Genomic DNA, 13,630 nt, shown 5'->3' on the forward strand with positions numbered 1-13,630 from the left:
GCATGAAGCTCCCTGAGTGGATCTTTGAGGTTCTGCCGCTCTATGTGCGCCGCCTGCCGGATCAGGACGGCATCAAGATGTGGCGCTTCACCTGCCGACCGATCGAGCTAGCGGTCCTGATCATCTGGGCTTGGAATGCGTGGACCTGATGGCCCGTCTGCCGCCCCTCCCGCCCGACGTCGAACCCCTCCCTTCAGCAAAGGATGCTGCCATGCTGCATGACGAACCCACCGCCGGCCCGAACCGCCTCCTGCCGCCCCTGAACCCGCTCAAGGCGCGCTCCACCATCGCCGCCATCCTCGTGGCCCTTACCGCGCTCGCGCCGCTCCTGGGCGAGACTGGCGTGGCCAGCCTGGTCAAGGACGTCGTCGACAACGGCGACGGCATCCAGACCGGCGTCGAGAACGGCATCCGTGCCGTCGACTCGCTGATCGGCCTGGGCTCGGCCCTCTGGTTTTGGCTCGAGCGCCGCGCCCCGAACTTCCGGCTGAGCTTCCGCAGCCGCTGACCTCCCCCACATCGCCGCCCCGCAACGACGCCCTTCGGGGCGATCGGTCCCGCTTGCCTTCAGAGGAGGCCCGCCTGTGCCTGTTCCGCCTTTCGAGAACTATCCCGCCACCGTCGACGGTCCGGCCTGGGGCTTCCAAGCCATCACGCCCAGCGACACGGTTGACCTCAACCCCATGCTCCGGAGCCTGCGGGTCGGGACCGACGGCACGGTTCGCGTCGCTGGGCGGGACGGTAGCCCGCCGGTCACCTTTACCTGCGTGGCCGGCGAGGTCCTCCCGGGCTGGATCCGCCGGGTCTACGCCACTGGCACCACGGCCACCGGCCTCGTGGGGTACGTCTGATGCTGGGGCTTGGATCTCGCATTGGCCGGCTCGGTGGCGGCGGCGTCGGTGGGGGCAACCCCGGCGATATCGGCGTGCCCACCCTGGCCGAAGATGGAACGATCAGCGGCGTCGGGGCGAACCGCCTGATTGTCGTCGTGAACGAAACGCAGAACACCCGGCGTACCTTTGTCGTCTCGGACGGCGACAACCTCTTTGCCATCGTCGTCGAGGCGGGCTTCGCGATCGCCACCGATCTGATCGACGCGCGCCTTGTGGGCTCGCCCACGCCCGACCGGCCGGCGAACCCACCATCGACGCCGGCCTGGCTGTTCGGCTCCAACGGCCTGGTGACCGGGATGCCGGCGGAGCCCGCGGCGCCCACCCTGTCGGCCGCTGGCATCATCGACGGCATTGGCCAGAACGCCGACTGCGTGATCCACAACGAAACGACGAACTCCTACACGCCGGTCACGCTCTCGGACGATCAGGACGTGTTCGCGGTCGGCCGGACGCTCGGGGTCCTGAGCGCCGGGCAGGCGGTGTCGGTGCAGCGCTTGGGCGTCCCCTCGACGGCGCGCGTGGTGCGGACCCGGCCCGGCGTCTGGGTGCCCGACGCGCACTTCGAGGTCGCCGCGCTCTCGACGCCAGCCGGCAACCGGCTGCTGCTGACGATCCTCGAGGACCGGCCTTCGAACGGGGGCTCGCCCCTCACCGCCATCTGGTACACGGTGAACGGCGGTGCGCCGATCAACCTCCCGTCTCTGAACCCGGGGCAGTACCAGATCCCGGTGCCGGTCGGGGCCGCGGCCCAGATCCGGGTCGGCGCAACCAACAGCCTGGGCGACTCCAATCCATCGGCGGCTGTGACTCGGACCCCGGTGAAGGCGTTCGTGGCCCTGACCTTCCCGCGCATCGGCTTGATCGGTCCGAGCACCATCGCCCAGAACAACTTCGGTGCCGTCTACACGGCAGCCGGCACGCCGGGCCGGGTTCACAGCCTGTCCAGCGGCCCTCTGATCTGGGCCTTGATGCAGGAGCGGATCGCCGACTTCCGGGTCCGCCCGCAGGTGCCGGCCGGCTCGTTCGACCCGTTCATGGACGGCGACAACCAGGCGCGCTCGGGCGCCCGAGCCACCGAGTACCCGGCGCAGATCCAGCGCCTGATCGCCGAGATGTCTAGCGCAAATGGCAACTGGGGCGCGTGGTACGAGGTGGGGCGCAACGACTCCGAGAGCGGCACGGGCTCGTTCGCGGAACTGCGCTCCTACACCGAGCGCGACGTGGCCGCGCTGCGCGCGGGCGGGGCCAAGTTCATCCTGATCTCGCAGCTGTGGGACAAGGACACGAGCTACAGCGCGCTCTGGGCGGCTGGCGGCACGGCCCGCGTGGCGATGCAGCAGTACCGCGCCTGGCTCGAGACGTACGAGGCCGAGAACCCGGACATCATCCTGGTGCGCTACTCGGACGTCCTGAGGGATCCCGCCAGCGCGGACGGCAACCCCTATTCTTGGGTCACCCGGACGGACGGCACCCACTACTCGGCCATCGGCGCGAGGCGGGCCGCCAAGCTGGCCGTCCTGCCGGCACTCCGCAAGGTGGCTCGGCCGCGGGCCTACCCGGCTCGGCCCGCCGAAAGCCTCCTGCCCGCGCTCACCGGCACGGCCGGCACCAGGGGCACCGGCGTCACCGGGGTCGTGTCCGATGGTTGGAACCTCGCCGGCAACAATCTCCTCGTGGTGGCCGGAAGCGTCGAGACCATCAACGGCGAGCAGTACCAGGTGGTGACCGTCAGTGGTGGCGATGACTTGTCGGCCACCGGTGGGGCGCTGATTGACCTGAGCCGGCCAGCCGGGATCGTGGTCCCCGCGGGGCAGCGGGTGAAGCTGCGCGGTCGCGTGATCATCCCGGCCACGACGTTCCCCTACGCCTTGTCCTTCGGGCTGGGCGGCACCGGGGGGCAGGGGGTCGACAACGCCGCGCGCTCCTACGCGGTTATCCCGCAGACGCAATCCTCAGGACCGGCCGTGGTCACGGCGGCGAACGCCACCTGGGCTGCCGCGCCCAAGTACGACGGCAGCGAGGACCAGGAGCTCTGGTTCGAGACGCCCTCCTACGTCGAGGGCAACGCCTCGGGCGGAGCCATCGCCCTGACGCTGGGCGTCTACCTCGCCACCGCCCCGAACGCGGCCGCCGCCTTCGTCATGAAGGTCGGCCAGCTCCAAACCTTCAATGCGTAGGTCTCTCCCCCCCACCGACGCCCTGCAGAAAGCGATCTGACCCATGGCCCTCCTGTATCTGATCAACGATCGCACGAACGGGCACCGACCGGCGCAGGGCGAGGTGGGCCTCGACCCCCTCGCGCTCGCGGCCAGCGTCGGCGCCGCCATCGAGCCCGGCGACGGCCTAGTGCTGCGGCGCGCCTCGCCCAAGTCCCCGACCCGCACCGTGCCGGCTCTCCCAGTGACGGTCGCCCCGACCTGGACCTTCGACGGCCCGATCGTCCTCACCATTCCCGGCGGCGCCTGGGCCTTCAGTGGCACCGTCGTCACCGCCATTCCCGGAGCCTGACCCATGCCGCAGATCAGACTTTTCCCTGCTTCGTCCTTTGCCTCGCTGCTCGGGTCCTCCTCGACCGTGACGCTCGATCCTGGCGAGGACTACCGCGAGGTCTTCCCCGAGGGGACCTGGCGCGCGGTGCCCGAGGACTCGATCTCGCCGGAACTTACCGTCGATGCGATTGTCGTCCCGCCGCAGAACACCGTGCCGGCGGCCTTTGCCGAGGACCAATGGCGTATCGAGGACAAGCCCTCGCCCGGCGGCAACACGGCCACGATCTACGTCGACGCTCTCCCGGCCAACGGCGGCGCGGCGATCACGGCGCTCGAGTATCAGCTGTCTTATGACCGCGGCGTGTCCTGGTCGGCCTGGATCGCCTTGGCGGGGGGTGCGACCTTGGGCGGCCGGGACGTGGCGGTCATCCCCAGCGCCATCCCCGTCCGGGCGCGTCTCCGGGCCCGCAACGTCGTCGGCCCCAGCGTTCTGATCAGCTACAAAACGGTCACGCCCACCAGCACGTCGACCCAGACGCTCGCGAACCAGAGCTTGGCCTTCGGGGCCCTGACGCTGGCCGGGGCCGACGGCGCCAAGGTGGTCAACAGCCTCGGCGCCGAGGTCGACATCACCGGCTATGTCAGCCTCGTCTCTGGCTCGCTGGGCGCCTATACGCCCGTCGTCGAGAACGGGCGGCTCAAGTTCACCGGAGCGGCCGGCGCGCCCAACGGGGCGGTCCTGCGGGTGTCCTATGCCGGCGGCAACGTCGACGTCACGATCACCACGGTTGCCAACACCTATGGCGCGGCCTCGCTGGCCGAGTGCATCGCGGTCAACCAGCTGGGCTCGGCCACGCTTTCGGGCAAGCAACTGCTGCTTCGGATGACGGCGACGCCCTATGTGTTCGGCGGCTCGACGGCGCTGGCGAACCGCGCCTTTACGTCGACCTTCACGCTCGGGTCCTGGTCGCTGGTGAACCGGGCCACGATCCTGGCCCACCACAACGCCGGCAACGACCTGCAAGTGTCCGGCTCGACGAACCTGCGGTTCTATGGCCTGCGGATCCTGGGTGAGTTCGTCCGGGGCGGCGGCGACGCCAACGACTTCGCCAACACGGATGGCGAATATGCCTACATCGTAGCATGCGACGGCGAAGCGCAGAACCTCACGTTCGAAGGCTGCATCATCCGGGGCAACCTCACCGACCTCGGGCCCGGAACGCACTTCCGGGGCGTGTTCGGCGGCAATGGCTCGGGGCGGATCAAAGGGGCGCAGGGCTTCACGTTCATCAACAACGACGTCTCGGGCTCCCGCCGCGGCCTCAACACCCTGCCGGGCAAGAAAACGATCCGGGGCAACATCTTCCGGGAGATCGGCAACGACTGCATCGTGGTCCGGAACAGCGCTGACAACGGCGTGACCGATCATTCGCTGGTCATTGCCGACAACATCATGTGCGACCCCTACACCGACGCGACCGATATCAACATGGTTGTGTCGAACGGCGTGGGCGCGCGGCTGCAGCGGGCCTCGGACCTCACGACGATCACGGACAGCCAGCGGGCACTGCTCTATCTGCGCTTCAGCCCGGATATCAAAGGCAAGGGCCGCGACACGCTGCGGACGCTCTTCGCACTGGGCTCGGCCTTCCAGGTCACGCTCACGACCGCGAACCGCCTGCGCGTGGTGGCGCGCGCCCCGAACGGCACCGTCGTTCTCGACATGACCACGGCCAATCAGTTCTATGGGCCCTTCCAGAACAACGTGCTGATCAGCCTGAACACGGCCGGCACCTCGAGGATCTGGTCTTGGACCGAGTTCGACCGGGCCGACCGCAACGAGGGCTCGTGGACGGCAGCCGGCCAGACGCTCGACCTGACCGGCGGCACCGTGTCGATCGGCTCCATGATCGACGGGACCGTGCCCTATCGCGGCTCGATCTCGGTTGTGGCCCTGTGGTCCGGCGTGGCGCCCGATATCAGCCAGGTCGCGGTCCGGGATGACTTCTATGAGAAGATCAAGACAGGCCTTCCGAAGTCGCGGGATATCGTCATCGGGACCTATGGCGAGCCGCCGCTCGATATCCGGTCCTTCCTGGTGGACTGGCGCGCGGGCCGGGCGCAGAAGGGCACCGGCGGCGCCATGACGATCCTGCCGGGCACCGGCTCGATCGACATTCCGCACTACGACTTCTTGCAGTTCGTGACCAACACGAGCGGAGATCCGGCGTTCTTCGTCAGCCCCGGCCCCGGCTTGATCGCCGGCAACGTGATGCTCTCGTTCCGGCTCGACGGGGGCCCGGCCTTCAATGCGGCTCAGGCCATGTTCATGGAGGATATCCAGGCCGCCTACACGTACAACGGCTTCGATATCTTCGATAACCTGATCGTCACGGCGTCGCAGAACGGGGTGACCATCTATAACCCGGTGAACTGCCGTATCGTGAACAATACCATGGTCCTTGCCTCCGACCTCCTGCCGCCCGAGGACTATTGGAGCAAGGCCCCACGCATCGCGCTCCGGCATCACAACGTCGGCGTCGGGCCCGAGACGATCGACAACGTCCTGATTGCCGACAACGTCACGCGCGCTGTAAACGTCGACGCCGGGGCAACGAACATCGTCCAGAGCAACAACCGGATCGTCGATATCGCCGCAACCTCGGGGCCGACCGCCTATGCGACGGTGTTCGATGGCATCAACAACGGGTTCAGCCTGGCGGACCTCGGCAGCATCGCGGCCGTGCGGGCCATGTATAAGATCCGCGACAGCCTGCGGGCCCCCTACCAGGTCCGGGAAGGCGTCGAGGGCTACGCCACGTTCGACCCCTACACGCCTCCCGCATCGCGGCCCCGGTTCGGCACGGCGACGTCGCCGGCCATCCCAGCCGTGACCAACGCGCAGCTGAACACGGCGATCGAGACGGCGCCGATCACTCCGACCGGCGTCCCGGCCACCGGGGTCATCGTCACCTCGACGTCCGATATCCGCCTGCTCGACAGCGCCAACGCTGTCCTCCGGGACTATGGGGCGGGCCACATCATCCTGCTGCCGGGCCAGCGGTATCAGCTGCGGACGAACTCGTCCGTCAATGCCAACACCGAGGTTCTGCATACCGTCCGGATCGGCCTGCAAGAGTTGACCTGGTCGGTCACGACCCGGACCATCCCGCGGGTTGCGACGGAAACGTTCGCGGCCGACACGACCGGCACCTGGACCACGATCGGCGGCACGAAGGTCTGGAACAGCGCCGGGCAGGCAATGCAGCTCCGCAACGGGGTGTCGGGCGTGTTCTCGTCCGTCTCCAAGGCCTACACCGGGGCGCAGATCGTGGTGGGCGGCAGCTACCGGGTCCGGATCTATGTGCAGCCGAACGGGTCCTCGCCGGGGCTCATTCAGGCGGCGGTCGGGCGGGAAGGGGCCTCGCAGGCCTACCTCGCCAACACGACCAAGGCAGCGAGCGCGGCGGGCACGCCGATCGAGGTGACGATCCCGGAGACGACGACGGCCGAGATCCTGGTCACGCTGACGCACCGCAACCTGGCCGGCGACAACGCCCAGGCGTGGGACATCACCGAGATCCAGATCGACCGGATGGATTGAGGAGAGGGGCGCTCGCGCGCCCCTTCCAGTTCAGCGCTTGCGGCGACGGGCCAAGCCCAGACCTGCGAGCGCCAGGGCCAACAGTCCGCCCGCCGCTGGCACCGGCACCAGGGCGGGCTGCACGTCCCATGAGCCCGTGATGGCGATCGACTCGCTCGTGCGGCTGATCATGTTCTGCAGCACGTCCGCGGACGGGCAGGGCGTGGTATGGTCCGGCCCCCAAGTGCCGAAGCATTGCGGCTCGACCCAGCGCTCGATCACGATGGCCGACGGCCCGCCCCAGAGGGCCAGGTCATAGTGGCTGTAAGTGCGGCGGAACTCACCCCAGCCGAAGGGGCCGCCTACCTCTTTCACCTCGACTCCGTCGTAGCCTGTGGCGCGAAGCTGGCTGCCGTGGCGGCTGAAGCTGTAAAAGTCACCGGCAAGCAACGGTGCGTGGATCGACTTGACATAGCCGCCCGTGATGATGCCGTCGGTCACGGTCATTTCAAGGCGGACATCCACCGTCCCGTCGTCGCTGGTCCACGTGTACGTCGCGGCCTGGCCCGCGCCAGCCGCCATCGTCAGCGCTGCCACCAGCGCCGCCGCCCAAGTCCGCATGATGCCCTCCGAGCTGAGTTGCCGGGGACAGTGCATCACGGGTGAGTGTTCGCCTAGAGGGATTGTGGCGAACCATGGGCGGGATTGTGGCGTTGATCTTGGACCCCCGCTGATGCGGGCCTCATGCAGACGGGGGCGGGAGGGAGGCAGCCCCCGGGTATGTGGCCAATCCGGGGGCTGCTGTTTGGCCCCAGCCGACAGAGGAAGACAGCAGCCCTTGGCATCAGACAAAGAACGGCCCCCGAGAGGAGGAGCTCCGGGGGCCGAGTTTGCTCACCGCGGGAGGAGTGGTGCGGTGATCGAAGGGTTTACGGCGGAGGGAGCCACATCGTTCCTGGCCAGCCGGTCCGCTCAGCTTGTGTCCTAGCGGCAAGCTTCGAGATGAGCAGGGATGCCACCAGATCGGGCAGCTGGTACACAAGCGGAAAGAAAAAGGCCCCGCACGAGCGAGGCCTCTGAGGTGCGGATCCGACAATGATAAGATCCGTGGTTGAAGGGTTGGCCAGCCACTGGTCGACCAACCCCCGCCGCCCCATACACCTTCAGGCAGAGCGGAATCAACTCTGACGAGAAGCGGTCTATTCGCCAGCATAAGGCAGTCGCAGATGCTCCGGCGTCTGGCTCTTGCGCCAGCCCCGGGCCCAGGCCTCAGGAAGTTTGGTCTCGAGCGGGTAATGGTGCTCCGTTTGTAGAAGGTCGCCCACGTGGCTGCGCGGCGATCGAGGGGGCGTCTGCGACTACATTGCGGGTTCCTAAGTGACCGCCAGCGCACCAATGGCCTTTCTGCCCCCGGGGCACTCAATTGTACCGGTGGCCATCAAGGCTCGCGAGGCCCCGGAGGTTACTTTGACGGCTCTGACCTCCGATCATTCAAAGCGTCGATCTTTGTCACAAGATCCCGTTTGTCACCTTCAAGCCTCCTGATCCGTCGAAGAAGATGAAGCGTCAGCCCTCCAAAGACCTGGATCGTCTGCGTCGTTGACAGATCCTGGTGTTCGGCCTGCTGCAGCGGGTTCATGTCCGTAAAAAGTGCGTCGCGCGTCAGGTACTTTTCCGCGACGGCTTGGTTGCTGGCCGCATAGCGCGCAAGAAGATCCTGGGCCTGGTGGTGCGATAGATACTTCAGGCCCGGGCGGTTCGGGAAATGATCCGACATTCCCTCGAAGATGCGACGCAGTTCGCGCTGCTCGCCGTAGATGTTGAGCGCCTTGAGGACCATGGTCAGTTCAAAGGACAGGCTGTCGTTGGCGCTCTCGATCTCTGGGGTGACCGTTGCGCCGTCCGGCCGGCCGACGGCCGTGAAGAAGTCCGACCATAGGGCGGTCCCTTGCAGACCTTCATACGGGCGGACGATGATGTTGCTGGCGCCGAAGGTCGCCGCCCAAGGCTCCAAAAGCTGGTCGTAATCCAAGCGCCAGGCTTCGTCCGCGATCACCTGATCGGCGGTGGTCTCACGGCCCACCTTGAGGATCTGTCCATACAGGGAGTCGATCCAGGCATCCTGCCGTCGCAGGTAGACAACGATCTTTGTGTCTGGGTCAAAAAGCTCCCGCAATCGTTCGATGCCCTGGAGCCGGAGCCCGGACAGGTCCTCGGAACTGATGATGCCCGTGCCGCCGCCGTTCGAGATCTCCGTCTTGATGAAGTCCACATACGGGGCGAGCAGCGAGAAATCGGCGGAGGGCGTATGGCGCTTGCGTCGGCCCAAGATGGCGTGAGCCAGAAAGTGGTGGGCTGTTTCCGTGCGGGAGCCGACCACCGCGTTGGGGTCGGGATAGGTGATCCCCACCCGTTTTAGGTCCTGCGCTGTTCCAGTCAGGGCCTTTTGCAGGAACGTCGTCCCGGTTTTTTGCATCCCGATGTGAATATACGTGACCATTAGGACCTTTCGTTCATCCGCGTCATCGCGCCACTCGCCTCGTTTCTGGCCCGTTCAGGATCGGAAGTCTGTGCCCGGGACAGGGCCGCACCTCAGCCATGGGCGGCGGGGCCAAGGTCGTGACGAACGGCTGGGCTCTCGGCCCGGAGCTTCGTCGGCGTGGGCTCGCACCACCGCCTCCGGGCGGGGCGAGGGCAGGGTGGCGCGTTGACACAGCCCGATCCTTTCATGGCCGAGGAACCAAGCCCATCGAACAAGGAGAGAGGCGCGATGTTCCCCGCGGTTGGCTGACAATGGAGAGAGGCTGTCCCTGCAACGTCTCGCCCTGAGCCGTCCATCTGTGTGCACTCCGCTCCGAAATCCTGGGTCGGCTCGTGTAGGAGGCCGCCCATCGCGGCGGACGTGAGCTTTTCTTCCACGTGATTGTTTATCCTAGGCTATCGCTCTGATACCTCTGTCGGCGTACCAAACCGGCATCAAAGGGCCGTCCGCTTCAGTTCGCGTGCTCCCGAGTGGTCGGTTTGGGTCGAGGGCTGTTCCGATCCGGGTCATGTACCGTTGGATCGCGCCGGATGCGGCTGAGGCTGAGGAAGGGGACTGACCTATGACAGACTATGTACCCAACCCAGGCAGCCCCGAGGCTGTTGCCCACGGCTGCACCTGCTCTGTTGAAGACAATCGAGGTGGCGCCGGAGCGGTAGATCCGAAGGTGGATTTCTGGGTGGACCCTGACTGCCCGTTGCATAGCTATGGGTGGCTGGAGCCAGTCGACGAAGACGCGTAGCCGGCCCCCGAGCCGACGTACCCAGGAACCGAACGGGCCAGCCTTGGTTCTGACCTAACTCCAAGTCAACCGCCGCGCAGTCTCAGGCTGCATGCCAGAGCTACTTGGTTATGCAAGCTGAAGCCGATGCCCGCATTGTGCGACTTGGAGAGATCCTGACGTTACCGTTCGAGCCCCGGCCGGCGAGGTTCGAAGTACGGCAGCCGCAGATGCTCGGGAGTCTGGCTTTTGCGCCAGCCTCGCGTCCAGGCTTTGGCGAGCTTGGTCTCAAGCAGGTAGGGGTTCTCCAGGGCCAGGTGGCCTGCCCGGCCCGCCGCGTACCCATTGCACCAGGCGTCGAGGGCGGTGTCCTGGGTCATCGCGGTCTCACGGGCTGCACCGCAGAACCAACCGGCTTGCCTCGTTCCGTTTCCTGAGCCGGACTGTTCTTGGATCAGATCATAGACGGACCAGTGCTGTTCTAGTAGTTGTGCCCTACGTGGCTGCACAATCCTGGGTTGTTGTTCCGAGCGCTCAGGGGCGGCCGTGCGGATACCGAGGGGGCGTCCGCGACAGCATCACGTGCCCCCAAGTGGCCGGTCCGGGTCGAAAGCTGTTCTGATCCGTGACATGCGCCGTTGGGGGCGCGGTGGCCGCGACGCCCCCACTTGCCCGATCAGCCGAACTGATGGTGAGGCCACGCCCCCAGTGCCAGCGTCAGCTTTCGTCGTTGCAGGACCCCCCTACGGCCGCGCCATGCAGCTCGGTCGCGCTCGTTCTCTGGACTTCAGCTTGGCGCAGGCACTGGCGCAGCGTCTCGCTGGCTGTGGCTACGATCCCCGCTTCCTGCAGGTGCGCGCCCACATCCAGATAAAAGTTTAAAAAGCCCGGACGGGCGATGCACAGCCGGGGCTTGGCTGCTTGCAGCCCTTCGGGATGCGCCAGGCTGGCCGAGACCGTGGTCTCGGGGTACTCGCGGCGGAGGTTCGCAGCCACTGCCGCGGCGAGGTCGTCCAAGGTCAAGGTTGTTCACTCCGGAAGAGACGGTGCCGCAAAGGACAACACCGGGAGGGCGTCACGCCAGCAGCCCGACTGCAAGACGCGGCTGGCGCGCCGCCCGCTACCACCTCCTCACGCCAGCCTCCAGCCCTTCGCTTCGCTATCGACCTCCACCTGCAGCCCGAAGAGCACCGATCCGGAGATGTCCCAGAGGCCGATCCCGGACCGGCTCAGCGCGGTGTAGCTGAAGCGGTCCAGCACGACAGACCGCGGGCGCTCCCCCCGGGCCTGCGCCGCGTTGCGGGCCCTCAGAATGTCATGGGCGAGTTCAATGGCGGAGGTCATAGGGCAATTGGGGTCCTGGCTGCGTCACGAAGAAGGCCCGCCGCCTGCGGGACGGCGGGCCATGTCGGTCGCTCCCCAGTCAAGGGAGTCCGACCTGCCGGGGTTTTCGGAGAGGGCGGCACTGTCCGGCTGATCCGCCGCAGCCGAGGGGTGACTGCGCGGCGACAGTGATGGGCGTTCTGGGCCTTTGTTGGGCAAGAACGAGATAATCAGGGGCAGGGTAGGGGTAAGTCTGTGTCGGCCTCACCCTGAGGGTCGGGCCTAGGCCGACGACAAAGCCAGGGTAGGGCTCTGACGTCGCTTCCTCGGCAGCTAGGATTACAAGATCAGAGCGAGGAGCCAGAGCCGCAGGACCGCCACGACACCGTACCAGATCCCCAGATGGACGATCAGAACGCCCTTGGGAGCCCATACCTCGGCAGCCGCTATGACAAAGCCGCAGACGATAAGGTACGTGATCACGACCGGATCCGGTCCTAGCTGCCCGAGGTGGAGCAGTAGCTAGCGTGGGCGTAGCTCTGGACTAGGACCGGACGGCGCGTGGAAGTTCCTACGAGGACTGAGATCAAGGGCCTTCTGTAGGCAATGGACGGCCTCGGGGTCCGAGCTTTGCCTCGTTAAGAAGCCCTCGGGGCCATTGTTGTCCGAGGGCCGATCGGCTGCCGCCCATGCCCGTGGGCGGGCGCCTCATGGTTCATCCGCCCTCAGCTGGATGTGAGGCCCCCATCACGGCGGCATGGAAGCGGCTTGGGGGACCGGACGAGGGGGGCTGGCATGAGGTTGAGCAGAAAGGTCCGCCAAGCCGAGGGCGGAAGCAGCTCAGAGTGGGGCGGCGTCGCCGCTTCGGGATCGAACGCGTGCACCATGGCCCGCTGACCCAGAAAAACGCGACGTTCCATGCTGCGATAGTCGCAGGCCCAGTAGACCCCGAAGGCGCTGCGGAACTCTCCCAGGTAGCGATGCTCCAGCCGCACGAAGCCCTTCGTGACTAGGGTCGTCTTCGCCGAAGGTCTTCTTGCAAGGGTCACGCGTGCCAATCTGTCCTCCCTGATTCATGCATGAACACGGCCGGTTATCCTCCCCGCCGGCCGGCGCGACGGTGCGTCCAATAAGTTCTGATGCTTTGGCCGGCCTGAACAAGCCTGGCGCTGGCAACAATCCGTCACGTCTGGATTGCGGAACCAACTCGGGGCACGTGCATTCATAGTGCTTTCGTCCGCCCCTCGGTGGGTGGGCTGGGACCATCGCGGCGCGGCGGCTGCGAAGCCCTCACTCGCTAGGTCAATCCCCAAGTTCCCCCGCTGACCGCCTTGCGCTCAGCTTGCCCAGCGCTCGCGACAGGTCATCTCTGTACTCGCGCAGTCCTGCAGATCCGCCTGAAACTGCTCCAGGCGCTGGCGGGCCTGGCGCAGGTCCCCGCCCTCCCGGCGCAGCTTCCGCACCAGCTGGTCCTGGCGGGCGTAGTAGGATCTGACCTCGTGAACACGCGAGGTGGCCCGGGCAAGGTGGGCTGTCAGCGTGCGTTCATTGTCCATGGTGCCCTGAACCGGGCAGGTCGGGAGTTGTTCCCGGGTTGCGTAGATCTCTGCCCCTAAGGCCGGGCCATCGAGCCTCGGATGCTGACCGTGCAGAGGGTCGCGCCCAGCTCGTCGGTGACATGCACCTGCCATTCGGGTGTGGTCCAGAACGCGCCATCCGCCTCTTTCAGCACCTCTCCCGCGAGCCTGGCGGCTTCGGCGCGGGCCTCGATCGGACCGGAGAGCTCGATGCCGACCTCGTCGGGAGCGGATCCATCGCCCCGGACGTCGAAGTAGTAATGCGGCATAAGGCTTCCCTTCCCGCCCCGAACACGCCGGCGAGCAAGATGTTCCCAGGTGCTAGCCCCAACGGAACCAAGCTGTCCCAGTGGAAAGTGGAGGCAGGGAACCAAATCCCGGCCGAAAGTGCCTATCCAGACTGCGACGAGCCCGCCTGAGACTGAGCCAGCAGATCCAAGAGGAGCTGGAAGCGCAGGTCCCCTCCGTGATGCTCGGGGAGCGGGTAGGCCTGGCGCAGGCA

Annotated in this window: 14 protein-coding genes; 6 read left to right on the forward strand and 8 right to left on the reverse strand. The window is 66.6% G+C overall.

Annotation, left to right across the window (positions count from 1 at the left end; translation table 11 throughout):
- Positions 1-2 precede the first annotated feature (2 nt).
- The 6 genes from J3P31_RS01060 (at position 3) to J3P31_RS01085 (ending at position 6,986) form a co-directional block, all read left to right on the forward strand.
- A complete protein-coding gene (locus J3P31_RS01060; RefSeq protein WP_210526416.1) occupies positions 3-149 on the forward strand; it encodes a hypothetical protein in 147 nt (48 codons plus the stop codon).
- A 62-nt stretch (positions 150-211) separates the two neighbouring features.
- Positions 212-508, forward strand: coding sequence for a hypothetical protein (locus J3P31_RS01065; protein ID WP_210526419.1), 297 nt, complete (start codon positions 212-214; stop codon positions 506-508).
- A gap of 76 nt (positions 509-584) precedes the next feature.
- The gene (locus J3P31_RS01070; protein WP_246849204.1) at positions 585-851 is read left to right on the forward strand and encodes a spike base protein, RCAP_Rcc01079 family; all 267 of its coding nucleotides are present in this window, start codon (positions 585-587) and stop codon (positions 849-851) included.
- Positions 851-3,070, forward strand: coding sequence for an SGNH/GDSL hydrolase family protein (locus J3P31_RS01075; protein WP_210526421.1), 2,220 nt, complete (start codon positions 851-853; stop codon positions 3,068-3,070). The genes J3P31_RS01070 and J3P31_RS01075 overlap by 1 nt, the downstream gene beginning before the upstream one ends.
- 43 nt (positions 3,071-3,113) lie before the next feature.
- Entirely contained in the window at positions 3,114-3,401 is a 288-nt protein-coding gene (locus tag J3P31_RS01080; RefSeq protein WP_210526423.1) for a hypothetical protein, read from the forward strand.
- A 3-nt stretch (positions 3,402-3,404) separates the two neighbouring features.
- Positions 3,405-6,986 carry a hypothetical protein gene (locus J3P31_RS01085; RefSeq protein ID WP_210526425.1) on the forward strand — a complete coding sequence of 1,194 codons (3,582 nt, stop codon included), beginning with the start codon at positions 3,405-3,407 and terminating at the stop codon, positions 6,984-6,986.
- 30 nt (positions 6,987-7,016) lie between these two features.
- Here J3P31_RS01085 and J3P31_RS01090 read toward each other — a convergent pair whose 3' ends face one another.
- The 8 genes from J3P31_RS01090 to J3P31_RS01125 all read right to left on the reverse strand — a co-directional run bounded on the left by J3P31_RS01090 (position 7,017) and on the right by J3P31_RS01125 (position 13,397).
- Positions 7,017-7,586: a VPLPA-CTERM sorting domain-containing protein gene (locus J3P31_RS01090; RefSeq protein ID WP_210526427.1), complete on the reverse strand. Its 570-nt coding sequence runs from the start codon at positions 7,584-7,586 to the stop codon at positions 7,017-7,019.
- 841 nt (positions 7,587-8,427) lie between these two features.
- Positions 8,428-9,465, reverse strand: a complete 1,038-nt coding sequence (locus J3P31_RS01095; RefSeq protein ID WP_210526429.1) for a hypothetical protein — start codon at positions 9,463-9,465, stop codon at positions 8,428-8,430.
- 945 nt (positions 9,466-10,410) lie between these two features.
- The gene (locus J3P31_RS01100) at positions 10,411-10,608 is read right to left on the reverse strand and encodes a ribosome modulation factor (protein ID WP_210526431.1); all 198 of its coding nucleotides are present in this window, start codon (positions 10,606-10,608) and stop codon (positions 10,411-10,413) included.
- Positions 10,609-10,945: 337 nt separating this feature from the next.
- Positions 10,946-11,251, reverse strand: coding sequence for a hypothetical protein (locus tag J3P31_RS01105; RefSeq protein WP_210526433.1), 306 nt, complete (start codon positions 11,249-11,251; stop codon positions 10,946-10,948).
- 108 nt (positions 11,252-11,359) lie between these two features.
- Entirely contained in the window at positions 11,360-11,572 is a 213-nt protein-coding gene (locus tag J3P31_RS01110) for a hypothetical protein (protein WP_210526435.1), read from the reverse strand.
- Between the two features lie 318 nt (positions 11,573-11,890).
- The gene (locus tag J3P31_RS01115) at positions 11,891-12,034 is read right to left on the reverse strand and encodes a hypothetical protein (protein WP_210526437.1); all 144 of its coding nucleotides are present in this window, start codon (positions 12,032-12,034) and stop codon (positions 11,891-11,893) included.
- A gap of 854 nt (positions 12,035-12,888) precedes the next feature.
- On the reverse strand, positions 12,889-13,107 hold the full coding sequence (locus tag J3P31_RS01120; RefSeq protein WP_210526442.1) for a hypothetical protein: 219 nt from the start codon (positions 13,105-13,107) through the stop codon (positions 12,889-12,891).
- Positions 13,108-13,163: 56 nt separating this feature from the next.
- Complete coding sequence (locus tag J3P31_RS01125; protein WP_210526444.1) at positions 13,164-13,397, reverse strand: DUF6894 family protein; 234 nt, start codon at positions 13,395-13,397, stop codon at positions 13,164-13,166.
- Positions 13,398-13,630: the final 233 nt, after the last annotated feature.

This window comes from Rubellimicrobium arenae (genome assembly GCF_017916275.1).
GTDB classification, from domain to species: Bacteria; Pseudomonadota; Alphaproteobacteria; order Rhodobacterales; family Rhodobacteraceae; genus Rubellimicrobium; species Rubellimicrobium arenae.

Coding starts and splice junctions, on each gene's coding strand:
- J3P31_RS01110 (WP_210526435.1), bottom strand. CDS start 11,572: ATGACCTCCGCCATTGAACTCGCCCATGACATTCTGAGGGCCCGCAAC.
- J3P31_RS01060 (WP_210526416.1), top strand. CDS start 3: ATGAAGCTCCCTGAGTGGATCTTTGAGGTTCTGCCGCTCTATGTGCGC.
- J3P31_RS01090 (WP_210526427.1), bottom strand. CDS start 7,586: ATGCGGACTTGGGCGGCGGCGCTGGTGGCAGCGCTGACGATGGCGGCT.
- J3P31_RS01095 (WP_210526429.1), bottom strand. CDS start 9,465: ATGGTCACGTATATTCACATCGGGATGCAAAAAACCGGGACGACGTTC.
- J3P31_RS01120 (WP_210526442.1), bottom strand. CDS start 13,107: ATGGACAATGAACGCACGCTGACAGCCCACCTTGCCCGGGCCACCTCG.
- J3P31_RS01125 (WP_210526444.1), bottom strand. CDS start 13,397: ATGCCGCATTACTACTTCGACGTCCGGGGCGATGGATCCGCTCCCGAC.
- J3P31_RS01075 (WP_210526421.1), top strand. CDS start 851: ATGCTGGGGCTTGGATCTCGCATTGGCCGGCTCGGTGGCGGCGGCGTC.
- J3P31_RS01080 (WP_210526423.1), top strand. CDS start 3,114: ATGGCCCTCCTGTATCTGATCAACGATCGCACGAACGGGCACCGACCG.
- J3P31_RS01065 (WP_210526419.1), top strand. CDS start 212: ATGCTGCATGACGAACCCACCGCCGGCCCGAACCGCCTCCTGCCGCCC.
- J3P31_RS01100 (WP_210526431.1), bottom strand. CDS start 10,608: ATGACCCAGGACACCGCCCTCGACGCCTGGTGCAATGGGTACGCGGCG.
- J3P31_RS01085 (WP_210526425.1), top strand. CDS start 3,405: ATGCCGCAGATCAGACTTTTCCCTGCTTCGTCCTTTGCCTCGCTGCTC.